The 14,301-nt window shown below is 38.6% G+C and carries 14 protein-coding genes and 1 pseudogene; all 15 read right to left on the reverse strand.

The genetic code is table 11. From position 1 onward, the window contains the following. Positions 1-115: 115 nt before the first annotated feature. Positions 116-778 carry a zinc protease gene (locus ACH8JV_RS18585; protein ID WP_396523049.1) on the reverse strand — a complete coding sequence of 221 codons (663 nt, stop codon included), beginning with the start codon at positions 776-778 and terminating at the stop codon, positions 116-118. Continuing rightward, positions 771-1,298: a PAAR domain-containing protein gene (locus ACH8JV_RS18590; RefSeq protein ID WP_396523051.1), complete on the reverse strand. Its 528-nt coding sequence runs from the start codon at positions 1,296-1,298 to the stop codon at positions 771-773. Before ACH8JV_RS18590 ends, ACH8JV_RS18585 begins: the two co-directional genes overlap by 8 nt. Positions 1,299-1,311: 13 nt before the next feature. Then, positions 1,312-1,740 (reverse strand): PAAR domain-containing protein, encoded by a 429-nt coding sequence (locus tag ACH8JV_RS18595; protein ID WP_396523053.1) that lies wholly within the window; start codon positions 1,738-1,740, stop codon positions 1,312-1,314. Between the two features lie 147 nt (positions 1,741-1,887). Further along, the gene (locus ACH8JV_RS18600) at positions 1,888-3,108 is read right to left on the reverse strand and encodes a chloride channel protein (protein ID WP_396523055.1); all 1,221 of its coding nucleotides are present in this window, start codon (positions 3,106-3,108) and stop codon (positions 1,888-1,890) included. Positions 3,109-3,410: 302 nt separating this feature from the next. After that, positions 3,411-5,129: an acetyl/propionyl/methylcrotonyl-CoA carboxylase subunit alpha gene (locus ACH8JV_RS18605; protein ID WP_396523075.1), complete on the reverse strand. Its 1,719-nt coding sequence runs from the start codon at positions 5,127-5,129 to the stop codon at positions 3,411-3,413. Further along, positions 5,129-6,712: a 5-oxoprolinase/urea amidolyase family protein gene (locus ACH8JV_RS18610; protein WP_396523057.1), complete on the reverse strand. Its 1,584-nt coding sequence runs from the start codon at positions 6,710-6,712 to the stop codon at positions 5,129-5,131. The genes ACH8JV_RS18605 and ACH8JV_RS18610 overlap by 1 nt, the downstream gene beginning before the upstream one ends. A gap of 32 nt (positions 6,713-6,744) precedes the next feature. Continuing rightward, positions 6,745-7,560, reverse strand: a complete 816-nt coding sequence (locus tag ACH8JV_RS18615; RefSeq protein ID WP_396523059.1) for a putative hydro-lyase — start codon at positions 7,558-7,560, stop codon at positions 6,745-6,747. A gap of 2 nt (positions 7,561-7,562) precedes the next feature. Further along, entirely contained in the window at positions 7,563-8,327 is a 765-nt protein-coding gene (locus tag ACH8JV_RS18620; RefSeq protein WP_396523061.1) for a LamB/YcsF family protein, read from the reverse strand. Positions 8,328-8,361: 34 nt separating this feature from the next. After that, positions 8,362-9,615 (reverse strand): NRAMP family divalent metal transporter, encoded by a 1,254-nt coding sequence (locus tag ACH8JV_RS18625; RefSeq protein WP_396523063.1) that lies wholly within the window; start codon positions 9,613-9,615, stop codon positions 8,362-8,364. Positions 9,616-9,957: 342 nt separating this feature from the next. Then, positions 9,958-10,869 (reverse strand): LysR family transcriptional regulator MumR, encoded by a 912-nt coding sequence (mumR, locus tag ACH8JV_RS18630; protein ID WP_396523065.1) that lies wholly within the window; start codon positions 10,867-10,869, stop codon positions 9,958-9,960. A 155-nt stretch (positions 10,870-11,024) separates the two neighbouring features. After that, positions 11,025-11,823, reverse strand: a pseudogene (locus tag ACH8JV_RS18635) (SDR family NAD(P)-dependent oxidoreductase). Positions 11,824-11,914: 91 nt separating this feature from the next. Then, on the reverse strand, positions 11,915-12,859 hold the full coding sequence (locus ACH8JV_RS18640; protein ID WP_396523067.1) for a DUF4424 family protein: 945 nt from the start codon (positions 12,857-12,859) through the stop codon (positions 11,915-11,917). A 211-nt stretch (positions 12,860-13,070) separates the two neighbouring features. Further along, positions 13,071-13,388 carry a hypothetical protein gene (locus tag ACH8JV_RS18645; RefSeq protein WP_396523069.1) on the reverse strand — a complete coding sequence of 106 codons (318 nt, stop codon included), beginning with the start codon at positions 13,386-13,388 and terminating at the stop codon, positions 13,071-13,073. 234 nt (positions 13,389-13,622) lie between these two features. After that, positions 13,623-13,997 carry a hypothetical protein gene (locus ACH8JV_RS18650; protein ID WP_396523071.1) on the reverse strand — a complete coding sequence of 125 codons (375 nt, stop codon included), beginning with the start codon at positions 13,995-13,997 and terminating at the stop codon, positions 13,623-13,625. A gap of 90 nt (positions 13,998-14,087) precedes the next feature. After that, positions 14,088-14,301, reverse strand: a 214-nt coding sequence (locus ACH8JV_RS18655; RefSeq protein ID WP_396523073.1) for a hypothetical protein, incomplete at its 5' end; no start/stop codon positions are given.

The following is a 14,301-nucleotide window of genomic DNA, read 5'->3' on the forward strand; positions in this document are numbered from 1 at the left end:
GTATAAATACAAATACTCTTATCTTTAACGATTGCATAAAGTGGTTTCTCTGGTGAAGCAAAAATATGAACACTACAGAATAATGACAATAGTAAAATATAGCTTTTTTTCATAATTAACTAGTCGGCAATAGAGATTTATCTTTAGGGTTAATTAAAAAATTTTCAAGTATTTTTAGTACTTTACTTTGCAATTTAAGACTTATTTGAAGATGTCTTCTTTCTGGTTCTTCATTTTTCAAAAAGGTAGCATCAAAATAAAACTCAATAATTCGTCCTTGTTGCTCAAAATTAAACTCATTAAATTTTTTATTCGAATCTCGTCCCATTAAATCCGTATCATATGCTTTCAACTCCTTTTTAGAATCAACTGATTCAACCATAGAGGTATACCCTCCTTTACATAATTGTTTAATACCCAGCCAACCATTCGATACTCCCATTTGATATTGCCATACATGTACCATTTCATGTAGGAACCAATGTTTCAAGTTCGGACGAGACTCACTAAAATCTTTATTGTTAATATAATCATCTTTTGGTAAATACATTTCCCCTGCTGGAGTCATCGCATTACCAGTTTTAGTATGTATCATTCCACCAATGTGAATCCATACTTTCGAGTAATCAATTGCATCTTTAAAGACTAACCGTGACATTGCTATTTCACCTGGGGTTAGTTGTCTTTTAGTATTAAGTTTAATAACTGAAGCTTTGGCCTTCATATCCCCATCTAGTTTTTTTAATTTGTCACTGAAAGTTGCAATAATATTACCCATGTGAATGCTCCTTAGAGATAATTCTTAACTCGATTTCTTCCATCTCATTACTTGTTATTAAATCAGTGTAACCATTTTTATCTGTTGTGCCGTGAACTACACTGCCATTTTTTTTATGTATTTCATAACATACCGTAGCTACAGGCTCTCCAGTTAATTCATCCTGTAATAGAAATCTTTGCCCATATTCATGTTTTATTTCATCAACAAAATTATTCTGTGCAGTTTCCTTGGATGAAGAGGAATATGGACTACCACTATCACCAACAACATGGCTTTGTTGAGGTAAAAGTGTAGCCCCACACGATAGTTTATCACCTACATAGGCAACTGGTTTTCCATCAAAAATCACATGATCATGACTTTTAATAACTGTAGACCAACACCTACACTTAGGACAAACATGGCCATCCCCAGCACGAACAAATAAGTTACCCTTTTGGGAACTTAACATTTGAGTTGAGGGAACAACTCCACCATGATCAGTAATAGCATTATGGATTGCAAAACCTTTCGACATCTTACTTATCCATTTATTTATTATTTAAAAAATCTAGAGGTTTTGGGCCATCATTATATATACATATATAAACTGACTTATTTGGACTCTCTATAATTTCATCATTATTATCTAAACGTGAACCAATTAAAGCTACTGATTGTCCTTCTATAGTTAAAGCTTCACCAGCACCTGTAATAATTTTTGCTGTTGTACCATCTGCATAAATTGCTTCATCACCCACCAATGCTAGTGAAATTCCTTTTAATTTTGAATGGTGTCCAGAAGCTCGAATAAGCCCACCATTTTTTGTTTTAGCACCATTTACTGCAATATAATATTTAGTAAATGGCTTATTTTGCCAATATAAATTTTCTGCATTTAAAATCTTTTGAATATCATTTTCTGAAAGATCTTGTAATTGTTCGTAAGAAAGATCTCTTAAAAAAGTAGGACTTGTCATTTTTGTACCATTCTAATTTTTTCAAAATGAATAATAGCAAAAATTTATTAATATAAAAAATAAACTAACCGTAATTTTAAAATAAAACTCTCATATTTAAATATAAAAAATAGGCCAGATTATAATCAAGCCTATTTAAAACCCTTTCTAATCCATCAACTTTTTACGGCGATACAACCCACAATCCCCTGAAAATAGCGCTGCCAGCAAACACGTAATAATGGCGTAAGTGGCAACATTCATTCCAAATAGTTCAATCGCTAAAATAATAGACGTTAACGGTGCCTTACTCGCCCCAGAAAACAAACTGACTAACCCTAAGCCTGCAAGCAATGAAAGTGGTAGGTTTAAAACCGCCCCTAAAGCATTACCTAATGTCGCACCAACATAGAACAACGGCGTAATTTCGCCACCTTTAAAACCAGAACCTAAAGTAATGGCGGTAAAAACAGTCTTGTTAAAAAAGTCATAAAACTCAATCGGTACATAAAAAGACGCAATGATTTTATCTGTACCTAAACCGTTATATTGCTGATGCGCAGTGAACAAAGTAAGTAACATAATCACAATACCACCGACCATTGTTCTTAATGGCAAATAGCGAATGTATTTATAAAAGACATCACTCGCGAAATGAATAGCAGCAATAAAGAAACGCGCAGCTAAACCAAAGACTAACCCTGCCGCAATTAAGCTCATGAGCGTACCAAAATGAATGGCTGGAAACTCGCTAATCACATAGTAGATGTGCGGGTGAACAATATCGAATAGCTCAGGGATAGTCGAAGCAATAAGCGCCGACACAAAACATGGAAAAATGGCTGAGTATCTTAAATTACCTAAAGCGGTAATTTCTAAACCATAAATTGCACCTGCTAAAGGCAAGCCAAACACCCCTGCAAAGCCTGCACCAATACTGGCGATTAAGCAAATTTTTCGGTTATCTTCCGAGATTTTTAATATATGGCTTAAGTGGTCAATTAAGGCACCTGAAAGCTGAACCGCTGGTGCCTCACGCCCTGCCGAACCACCAAACAGTTGCGTTAAAATTGAAGTGATAAAAATGATGGGGCTCATTCGTTTTGGAATAAACGACTTCGGCTGGTGAATTTCATCTAGGAGTAAATGTGTTCCCCGTTCAATCGGTGAACCATATTTTTTAATGAGGTAACCAATACCAAAACCCACGAAAGGCAAAAAGTAGATGAGCCAGTGATGCAGACTTCGGACTTTGTTTGAAATATCAAAAGCCACAAAAATTAAAGTCGAGGCTAACCCTGCCACGACTCCAATCACAATCGAGATGACGAGCCAATAGACACTGTATTTTAGAATTTGATCATATTCAGATGAAGGTAGAATTTTCATTCGCGTTCTTCAATTAGCCTTTAAAATGGATGATAAATTCTCAATTTTTTTATGCAGCCAGCTCATTAAGTGAGAAATGCTTAAACTGGGCTAAAAATTAAAGCTCGCATAGGCGAGCTTTCAATACAGTGATTAATTTTGATATCACCAAACAGGGCGAAATATCTCATAACCCTTTCTGGCTTTCAAGTTGAAAATGGTTAACGAGTACTGTGAAAATAGCTGACTGAGTTAATAAATAAGCATTTGATTTGACCCGATCAAATTAAAAACAAAATCAGGCCAAATCATTTATTCAAAACTTAATTAATGCTACCAATCACAGTTTCTGCATGGCAGGTTGCGCCCTTCTCTGCGCCAATCTGAATAACCCCACTGCGATGCGCCAGTACCTGCACTTCCATTTTCATGGCTTCCATAATGGCAACCACTTGGCCTTCGGTGACTTGCTCACCATTTTCGACTTTCCAAGCGCTAATCACACCATTAATTGGGGCAAGTAAATGCTCGGCGCTCACTTCTGGCTCGGCGGTTTGGGCTTGAACTACCGTTGCTGGACCTTGTGCAAACATACCCGCAGGTAAACCTAAACGGTGTAACTTACCATCAATTTCAATGTAGCTCAGTAACATCGGTTGTTGATGGTTTGGAATACCACGTTTAGTCGGCTTTAACTCTTGTTTAAAGTCATTTTCGATCCAACGCGTATGTACATTAAACTCATCTGTAAAGTCAGGCTCATTAAGTACCGCGCGATGGAAATCTAAAACAGAAGCCACGCCCTCAATTTTAAATTGCTTCAAAGCACGTTTAGCTCGGGCAATTGCAATTTCACGAGTTGGACCAGTCACAATCAGTTTTGCCATGAGTGAGTCGAAGTGACTAGACACTAATGAGCCAGTGCGAATACCTGTGTCGACTCGTACACCGTTACCAAACGGCGCTTCAAATAAACTCAACACACCAAAGGCCGGAATAAAACCACGCGCTGGGTCTTCGGCATTAATACGAAACTCAATCGCGTGGCCTTGGGCTTTTGGTGTTTCTTTAATAGAAAGCACTTCACCTTGTGCCACACGAATTTGCTCAACCACCAAATCGACTTTTGAAGTTTCTTCGGTCACTGGGTGCTCGACTTGCAAACGCGTGTTTACTTCTAAAAATGAAAGCTTGCCATCGCGACTCAGTAAGTATTCAACTGTTCCCGCACCTACATAGTTTGCAGCCTGACAAATGTTTTTTGCGGAGCTTAAAATTTGCTGGTAAATCTCATCGCTAATAAATGGCGCTGGTGCTTCTTCGACTAACTTTTGGTTACGGCGTTGCAACGAGCAATCACGTGTGCCCAGTACCACAATATTGCCATGTTGGTCGGCTATGACTTGTGCCTCTACATGGCGCGGTTTATCAAGATATTGCTCGACAAAACATTCACCACGACCAAAGGCAGCTTTTGCTTCTCTGACTGCCGACTCATAAAGCTCTTTCACTTCTTCGAGTTTCCACGCAACTTTTAAGCCACGGCCACCGCCACCAAACGCCGCCTTAATGGCAATCGGTAGACCAAACTGCTTAGCAAACTCTAAAGCTTCCTCTGCGTTATTGAGTGGATCTTGCGTACCCTGAACCAACGGCGCACCGACTGAAGCAGCAATTTTACGTGCTTCGATTTTATCGCCTAATTTTTCAATGGCACTTGGTGATGGCCCGACCCATTTTAAACCTGCATCAAGCACGGCTTGGGCAAACTCAGCACGTTCAGATAAAAAGCCATAACCTGGATGAACCATCGTCGCTTTCGATTTTTTTGCAACTTCAATAATGGCTGGAATATTTAGGTAGGTTTCACTGGCAGTTGCACCAGCCAAGCCCCATGCTTCATCTGCAAGTTCGACATGCATGCTGCCAATATCATCATCTGCATATAACGCGACCGATGAAATCCCCATATCACGGCAAGCATGAATAATACGAACGGCAATTTCACCACGGTTAGCAATCAATAATTTTTCTGTATTCATCATTCATTCTCAAAATCTGTAAATTCGGCAATTTTTTTAAATTTGATGCAGCAACCTGCTGGAATCTGTGCTACCAAGTCCCAATGGTGTTTAGCAACAGAGGCAATAACCGGATATCCGCCCGTTAAAGGGTGATCATTCATAAACAAAACAGGCTGACCACTCGGTGGAATCTGCAAAGCACCAATGCATGTACCTTCACTTTCCAGTTCATGAGTGATTTTGCGAGTTAAAGGCTGCTCACCTGAAAGTCTTAGCCCGACGCGGTTGCTTTCATTGGTTACCAGCCATTCTTGCTGACAGAGCAGTTCAATACTGTCTTGTTCAAACCAGTCAGTGCGCGGCCCCATCACAATATCTAGCTCAACCACTTCACCAGCTTTTGGCAAATCACTTTTGCCCACTTCATTTACGCTAATGTTGGCTGTCTTCACATTCCCTTGATAAATGGTATCTCCAAGCTTTAAAGGCTCTGGCCCTAACACTGCCAAGCTGTCAAACGAAGCACTATTGAGTACTGGTTCAACGTCGATACCACCACGAACTGCCAGATAGTTTCTTAAGCCTGCTGTTGGTGGCTGAATTTGAAATTCATCACCTTCATCCAAATCAATCGGCTGATAGCTTGCAAAGTCTGCGGTTTGTCCGTCGGCAAATTTCACACGAATATTCGAGATCGCTCCAGCCACTGCAATAATGCCCGCATGCTGCATTTTGGCTTTTAAGCCACCATTTAAAACTTCAATAACAGGTGTATCGGTTGGGTTACCCACAATACGGTTAGCACTATGCATGGCAGACAAATCCATTGCACCTGCCACTCCAACACCAATATTGGTCTGGTTTAAACGCCCTTCGTCTTGAATAAGCATCTGTAAACTTGGCGCAGTGATCTTAAATAGTGGCAGAGATTGTTTCGGCTCAACCTTACGTGTGATTTGCTGCGGTACATTTACAGTGGTTGGGTTATGCGTAACATCTTCAAAATGTACAGTCATGCCCGGTAACAACAATGCAGGATTTTTACGCTCTAAATCCCACATTTTTTCCGATGTGGTCCCAATAAGCTGCCAACCACCCGGACTGTCTTTTGGGTAAATACCAGAGTATTTTCCAGCTAAACCCAAAGAGCCTGACGGTATTTTTTTACGAGGAACCGTTAAACGCGGAATGTCGGTAAAAGGCTTATCGGGACTGCTCATATAAGCAAAGCCCGGTGCAAAACCAATAAAAGCCACATTCCACACGCTTTGGTGATGTTTTCTAATCACATCGGCAACAGATAAACCTTGCAACTCAGCAACCTGCGCAAGGTCTTCGCCATCGTAACGAATCGGTACAATCACTTCTTGGCTGCTACGCTCAAATCCAGAATCAACTTTAAGGCTCTGAATTGAAGTAACCAGCGTTTTAAAGTTGGTTTCGATCTCGTTAAAGAAAACCAAAATTGTTTTTGCAGCAGGAACTAAGTCTTTAATTCCATTCAATTGCGTATTTTGCAATTTATTGTACAACGCCAAAGTTTCCTCTAAGCTCGCAAGCTCAATCAGAAAACAATCGGCGTTTACCGATAAAAAACGCATTTGCTTATCCTTTTAATTCTTCTTTAGCTCAATTAGCCAATCCAAGCACGGTCAGGAATGTCGGTAATAAACATATGACCCGGTGCATGACTAATGGCAAAAGGAATTTTCGAGTTCATCACCGCAGCTTGCGGTGTTACCCCACATGCCCAAAACACTGGGATTTCACCTGCTTCAATACGGGAAGCATCGCCAAAGTCGGGCTTATTTACATCCAAAATTCCTAAGCTTTCAGGGTGCCCAATATGTACAGGCGCGCCGTGCACACTTGGCATACGTGCAGTAATTTTTACTGCTTCACTAATTTGATGAGATGGAATTGGTCGCATGGAAACCACCATATTTCCTGAGATTCGCCCTGCTGGTTCGCACTTGATATTGCTCAGATACATCGGCACATTGGTGTCATCATGAATATGACGCATTTCGATGCCCGCTTCTTGCAATGCCGTTTCAAACGAAAAACTACAACCAATCAAGAAAGTCACCAAATCAGGATGCGCGTTATAAATCTCACTTGCATCGGTCACTTCATCGACCATTTCCCCATCTTTCCAAATACGATAGCGTGGGAAGTCGGTTCGGATGTCTGAATCTGCTGCAAGCTTAGTTGCATAGATGCCTTCTTCGAGTACATCGAGCACTGGACAGCTTTGCGGGTTACGGTGTGCATAGAGCAAAAAGTCGTATGCCCACTCTTTTGGCACCGAAATCATGTTGACCTGCGTCATGCCCGCAGCCATGCCTGCTGTTGGTTTATCAAAACCTGCACGGATTTTTAAACGCGCATCTAAAGCGGCTTCAAGCTGAGCTGGGTCGACTTTAATATCCTTATACATGGTGCTCATCCTTATGCTTTGTTTACAAATGGGCGAATTTCAATATTGTTTTTTACAAGTTCGGCTTTAATGGCTGCCGACATCTCAAGCGCACCGTCAGTGTCGCCATGTAAGCAAATGGTGTCGGCTTGAATTGGAGTAAATACGCCATCAATTGACTCGACCCCACCATTTTTAAGCATAGACACCACACGGCTTGCTACAAATGCCGAGTCGTGTAAAACCGCACCTTCTAGACGGCGAGATACTAGTGAACCATCGCTGTTATAAGCACGGTCTGCAAATGCCTCAGATACAACTTTTAAACCAGCCGCACGTACCTGCTCGACTAAGTTTGACCCAGCCAAAGCCACCAAAACCAGTTCAGGGTTATACATTTTAATCGCATCAATTACTGCCGCTGCCTGTGCTTGGTCATGTGCAATAGTGTTATAAAGTGCGCCATGTGGTTTAACGTATTGCACTTTTGAGCCTGCCACTTTTGCCAAGCCATCGAGTGCAGAAATTTGGTAAAGCACATCGGCAATCAGTTCGTCACGTGACAAATCCATATTACGGCGACCAAAACCTACAAGGTCTGGGTAAGACACATGAGCGCCAACGGTCACACCAAGCTCAACTGCTTTACGAACTGTTTTTAAAATACCGAGCGGGTCGCCAGCATGGAAGCCACAAGCAATATTGGCACTGGTCACGACAGGTAAAATCTGATCATCATTACCCATTTTCCATGAGCCAAAGCTTTCACCCAAATCACTATTTAAATCTACAAACATGGCATTATTCCTTTATCACTTAACAAAGTCTGGCTTAAAGCTTGGTCAAATAGTTAAACACTGTCGTAAACGACATATAACCCATCCACCACGTTAAAAGACATGTTAATCCACCCAAAATAAGTAACCATTTTGGATAGTTATAATTACCCATTAAATCTTTACGGCACGCAGCTACGTATACAAAAATTGTAAGGCCAATTGGCAACACTAAACCGTTAAAACCACCCACAAAAATGAGTAGACCTGCCGGAGTTGCACCCAATAACACATACAGCAATAAAGCCAATGCAATAAAGGTAATGGTCGTATAGTTGGTCTGTTTTGGTGTTAAGTTCTTTTTAAATGCAGTAAAGAATGAAACTGAGGTATATGCTGCACCAATCGTGCTACTAATACCCGCGGCCCAGAAAATTAAACCAAATAATTTAAAACCGAATGTACCTGCTGCATATTGAAATGCTTGGGCTGCCGGATTGGCGTCATGGCTGGCTAAATCAATATGGGCACCGCTCACCACCACACCTAAGAATGCCAAGAACAACACATAACGCATGATACCAACGACAACAATGCCCTTGGTCGCAGCTTTTGCAACTTCATCAATATTTTCAGGGCCAACCGCACCTTTATCGAGTAAACGATGTGCGCCTGCATAGCAGATATAACCACCAACCGTACCACCAACAATGGTGGTAATAATGGCAAAGTCGATATGATCTGGAGCAAAAGTTTGATGTACAGCTTGACCAACTGGAGGCATTACAATGACAGCAACAATAATAATCAGCAGGATTTTAAGCAATCCCAACACGATCATGCTTTTATCCATGGCAAGCGTTGCTTTTCTTGATGCAAAAATCAAAATCGCTAATGCACCACTTAAAATACCGCCCCACTTTGTGTCTAGGCCAAAAAGTGCATTTAAACCTAAAGCTGCACCTGCAATATTACCGACACTAAAGAAAAAACCGCCCAAAATCACCAGAAATGCCAGTAAATAGCCACTACCTGGTAATGCTTTATTGGCAATGTCTGATGCACGCATTTGAGTGAGTGTTACTACACGCCAAATATTTTGTTGAACTACATAATCAATGAGAATGGAAACTAAAATGGCAAAGCCAAATGCCGCCCCTAACTTGACTGTAAATACAGCAGTTTGGGTTAAAAATCCTGGCCCCATTGCAGAGGTCGCCATCATAAAGATTGAGGCTACAATGGCCCATTGGCGATCTGATAAAAAAGAAGATTTCAGTAAAGACATATTAATGCGTTCCTCATCCATTTGAGCTTAACAACGCTATTTCAAGTTGAACCAAGAACACCATTTTTCGTCCCAAACGATATTCTTTAATCCTTTAAAATGACAAAGATTCCCTATTCCCCAATCAACTTAATCGGTGATCAAATCTTGTATCTCAAATAAAAACATAGCTAATCCCTACGGACAATAAGACTTTTTACATAAATTAAAATTTATAAGTATTTAATTTTTATTATTTTTTAATTTTATTAAAAGTCAGGATAAATTTTACTTATCGAAGCACATAAGCTGCTTTTATGACTTTGCATACAAGCAGCGACAATTTAGATAAGAAAAATAAGATGAAAATATCACTAGCCCTGCTTATTTTTTAATTTGCTCATTCAGCCTTTTCATGGCACTCGCCGAGACTTTAACAGCGACCTCGGTTAATTTTTCTTTCAAGGCAATATCATTCCCGTGAATATAAATAGACGTGAAATGAAAAGTTTTTAAGCGAATAGGTGTATTTAATATTTCTAGTCGTCCGTCGGTAATTTCTTTTAAAGCAGTTAAAGTCGGTACGACTGCAATACCTAAGCCTTGCTCGGCAAGACGCAATAACGTCGCTAAAGAATAACTGGTAATTGAAAGCGGCTCATCAATGCCCTTTTCTTTCATTTTGGCCTTTAATTCTTTATAGGGATAGGTAATTTTTGGATAGGTTAAAATGGTATGCGACATTAAAGCTTTAAAAGACATTTGCCCAATTCCACCTTTAAATGAAGGTGCTGCCAAGAAACTCAGTTCAAAGTTACATAGCGACTGTTCAATACACTCAAAAGCCAACGTTGGCCCAAGTAAAAACGCCATGTCCAAGTCACCGGTACGAACGCCTTCTTGTAAGTTAGGTGTCAGGTCAACCACAATTTCGACTGAAATTTTTGGGAACTCTTGTTGAACTTTTTCAATATATTCAACCAACCATGTATACACAATGGTCTCAGAAACGCCTAAACGGATGGTTCCCGTCAGGTGTTGATTTTCAGTCAGTTCAGCCACCAGATCGGTCTCTAGTCGCATAAATTTTTCAGCATATTTAAATAAGGTCATGCCTTTATGGGTCAGTTTAAACTGCCGCAAGCTTCGGTCTAAAACCTTAAAACCTAATTCATTTTCAAGAGATGTGATTTTTTGAGAGACTGCAGGCTGCGTCGTTTGTAATTTAGTTGCCGCCTTATTGAAGCTATTTAAAGTCACAACCCAATAAAATGCTTCAAGATTCTTTAAATTCACGTTTCATCCTGTCTTAAAAATTCCTTTACTTTTATAGTATGTAAGCTTTTAGCTGAGTTAGGCTACCCATTTATTCGTTTTTATTTGAGCTTCTTTAAATCAGAACAGTAAATATTAATTTAAGTTTTTGAAATAAATATGGAAAGATAAAAATTCTAATCAACTATTGCGCCAGCCGTCATGTTTACAACCATTGCCGTCATTGAGTTCGCATGTTCCGAGGTAAGGAAAGCAACGGTTTCTGCAACTTGTGAAAGTGTCGGTAACCGTTTTAACATAGTGCCCTGAGCCGCACCCTCTAGCCATTGTCCCTATGCTGAGTCCCATTGCCTGTGCTTTTGACTCAAATAATTCACGCGTGTATGAACCCGCTTGAATAGCATCAACAATTGCATGTGAGCGAACACCGAGTACCCGTATATTTTTAGGGCCTAACTCACTAGCAAGTGATTTAATAAAAGCTTCGATTCCGGCACAGCCCACAATATGCCCTAAATGTCCCGGTATTGCCATCCGAGCTGAAGGTGCCACAATTGAAATGATGGTTCCGCCGCGCTTACCGCCCATATAAGGAACCACAGCTTTAGAGATATTAAACTGCGCCGTTAGAAATGGATTTATTCCCCCGACGAACTCATCAAGATTTAATTCTAAAATTTCTTTGCCTTGATTATGAATAAAACTGGTCGCATTGATGACGATATCTAAACCACTCGTCGCTTGAGCAATTTGAGCAACTGCCTCACTGGTTGCTTGGCTATCTAGCACATCGACACTGACGGTATGTACCGCGCCTTCGTATTTTTGCAGTTGTGTCGCAATGTTTTGCAGTTTATTTAAATCCCTTGCGCATAAATAAACATGTGCTCCTTCACGAAGGAAAACCTGCGCAATCGCAGTGCCAATTGCACCGCTCCCTCCAAAAATTACTGCTACTTTTCCCTTGAGCAACATACGGCATCCTCTTGTTATTGTGCGCCATAGTTAGGTTATGACACACAATCAAAAGTGATGCAATTTTATACAGTTTAAAGTTTGTATGAGCTTATGGCAGATGAACAAAAATAACGTCTAAGTCTTGTTTTGGTACAAACTTGGTTTTGGTCATTTGAAATTGAGTCGGACTAATTTTGTTAACTTTGCCATCCCAACAAAATGAAACCAGTTCACCTTTATCACGTTCAATCGTTAACTTAAAGTTTTCAATAGGCTTTGCCCAGTTTGCACCTGTCGTCAAAATATAACCTAATGCACTAAACGGCGAATTTTCTGCCTGTGCTTTTTTAAGACCCTGTTTAAATTGTTTATCCATGCAAAATTGCTTGCTATCTTCGTCTGGGTATAGCGCAACAGAACCGCCGACCAAAGGCTTATATTCATGATGAATTTTAGTCAAACTATTGGCTTTGAAGGTTTGCTTCCAGCTATAAATGACTTGAGATGACCATGGGATTACATCATCTTTTTCAAATTGAGCTAAAATTTTCTGCATTTGTGGTTTATTACATTTGTTTAGCTTATCTTGATAATTCAAATAATCATAGTTACTACGAATCCATGGATTCAGCATGTCTTTTTCAGTAAAGCCACATTGCTTAAACTCATCGGTTACATCCATTAAAGGTGATTTTTCATCTTTTTGAATAACCGTTCTGACATGCATTTCAGGTTTTATATTTTGGCCATCCACTACAATTTTAAAGCTCTTTAAAAGTGCGTCTGTGTCTGCAAAATCTGCTTCAAAAAAGTTATCTACACGTGGTAGCGGAAATAAAATAGTTTCAGTGACATCTTTATTGCTTAGGTTTTTATATAGATAATCGACTTTAATCATCTTTTTACTAATAAATAAATCTTCACTTTGCATCGCAACTTGTGAGTTTTTTAAATACTGAATGCCACCTGTACCCACATACCCCGTAGAGTCATTGGCGAAGCTATAGCTTGAGAGTGGAACCAAAACAGCTAAAGTCATTGCAAGCTTTTTCATTTTAAAGTCTCTATATCATTTTTTGATTATGAAATATCAACCTAAATGATAGCTGTTTTAAGATTAAGTGCTGTTAATATTTTTCATTCTTCTAAAACATACCAATATAAAATAGGGTAAATAGATTGCATCAACCACCGTTAAATGTGGTCGATGCATTTTAAATTAAGAATAAATGAAGCGAATTTATTTTTTATAGCTTTAAACGTGATTACTTCGCTGCGTTTACACCAACAATAAACTGGCTACAATTAGATCCTTCAGAAGCATTACCTAACTGCTTTTCAGAAAACTTAAATTTTGATGCTACAGAAGCATAATCTTTCTTCAGGGTTTGACCTGTAAGCTCACCTAACTCTTTTACTTGTTCAGGCTTTAAAATTCCGTGTTCAACTGCTTGATTGACCATTACACATGCTGTGGTCATCGCATCATAACGTGCAGCAGTTTTCGAATAACCTAGAGCACCCACTACACCACCAACAATTAAACAGACTACTACAGCCAAAGTTACATGCATTTTATTCATTTTAAATACCTAAAAATTTAACCAAAGACGAGCACTTTAAGAGTTTGTGCCCAAGTACAATTAAGATAACTTCTTTTATTTGATACAAAAAGTTAGATTCTGTCAGTTTTATTGATAGTTGAGGTATCTGTTAAGTTTCAAAAAACTTGTTGTGATTGCTTTGAGCTAACGTCAAGACTATACAGTGCTTCTAAAAAATAAAAGCCTAGTTAAACTACTAAGCTTTTAAATTAATTAATTTTCATCCAAATATTCGATAAATTTTTTCTTAAAAAAATTAAGCCACTCATGATCTTCTTTTAGATCAGTTTCATAATCTACTGTTAAAAGAAAGACTTTTAACCTTAAAAAAATATAATATTTATCTTCTTTATAATTATAACTATCTATCTCCTTCCAATTACTTTCATTAAGCTCATTAAATATATTTAATATTTCTTTTTTATCAGAAACATTAAATAGTTTTTCACTCATTAAATCTAAAAAACTATTGATATAAATTTCCAAATTTTGATAATAACTAAAAAAACTTAATACTTCATATTTACTATAATCTTCCATTAAGTCTAAAAAAGTTAAGGATTTTTTTATAGTTTCAAAATTTCGCACACAATTACTCTTTTAAGATGAAAATATTTTATATACAATCCCTCACACTTATGCATTAATTTTAAAAATAAAATCTATAAAGTTTTAGTATTACCACTTTGATTCTTCTCCATCCTCATCTTGTATAACAATTTGAGTTTTACTTCGTAGCCAGTTAAAGATATATTTCAAATCAAATGTTATTTCTTCACCATGTGATGAAATTTCAAAAAAAATATAATCTTTTTTAAAAAAGAATCGAATATCATACTCCCAATCTCCTTCAATTTTATTTTTTTCTTTCAAATAAACTATCTTATCATCC

This window comes from Acinetobacter sp. ABJ_C5_2 (genome assembly GCF_044538485.1).
Classification (GTDB): domain Bacteria; phylum Pseudomonadota; class Gammaproteobacteria; order Pseudomonadales; family Moraxellaceae; genus Acinetobacter; species Acinetobacter nosocomialis_A.

Excerpts from the sequence above, each read along its gene's own strand:
- ACH8JV_RS18585 (WP_396523049.1), bottom strand. The coding sequence starts at position 778 with ATGGGTAATATTATTGCAACTTTCAGTGACAAATTAAAAAAACTAGAT.
- ACH8JV_RS18640 (WP_396523067.1), bottom strand. The coding sequence starts at position 12,859 with ATGAAAAAGCTTGCAATGACTTTAGCTGTTTTGGTTCCACTCTCAAGC.
- ACH8JV_RS18600 (WP_396523055.1), bottom strand. The coding sequence starts at position 3,108 with ATGAAAATTCTACCTTCATCTGAATATGATCAAATTCTAAAATACAGT.
- ACH8JV_RS18595 (WP_396523053.1), bottom strand. The coding sequence starts at position 1,740 with ATGACAAGTCCTACTTTTTTAAGAGATCTTTCTTACGAACAATTACAA.
- ACH8JV_RS18620 (WP_396523061.1), bottom strand. The coding sequence starts at position 8,327 with ATGTTTGTAGATTTAAATAGTGATTTGGGTGAAAGCTTTGGCTCATGG.
- ACH8JV_RS18615 (WP_396523059.1), bottom strand. The coding sequence starts at position 7,560 with ATGAGCACCATGTATAAGGATATTAAAGTCGACCCAGCTCAGCTTGAA.
- ACH8JV_RS18605 (WP_396523075.1), bottom strand. The coding sequence starts at position 5,129 with ATGAATACAGAAAAATTATTGATTGCTAACCGTGGTGAAATTGCCGTT.
- ACH8JV_RS18610 (WP_396523057.1), bottom strand. The coding sequence starts at position 6,712 with ATGCGTTTTTTATCGGTAAACGCCGATTGTTTTCTGATTGAGCTTGCG.
- ACH8JV_RS18625 (WP_396523063.1), bottom strand. The coding sequence starts at position 9,615 with ATGGATGAGGAACGCATTAATATGTCTTTACTGAAATCTTCTTTTTTA.
- ACH8JV_RS18590 (WP_396523051.1), bottom strand. The coding sequence starts at position 1,298 with ATGTCGAAAGGTTTTGCAATCCATAATGCTATTACTGATCATGGTGGA.
- ACH8JV_RS18645 (WP_396523069.1), bottom strand. The coding sequence starts at position 13,388 with ATGAATAAAATGCATGTAACTTTGGCTGTAGTAGTCTGTTTAATTGTT.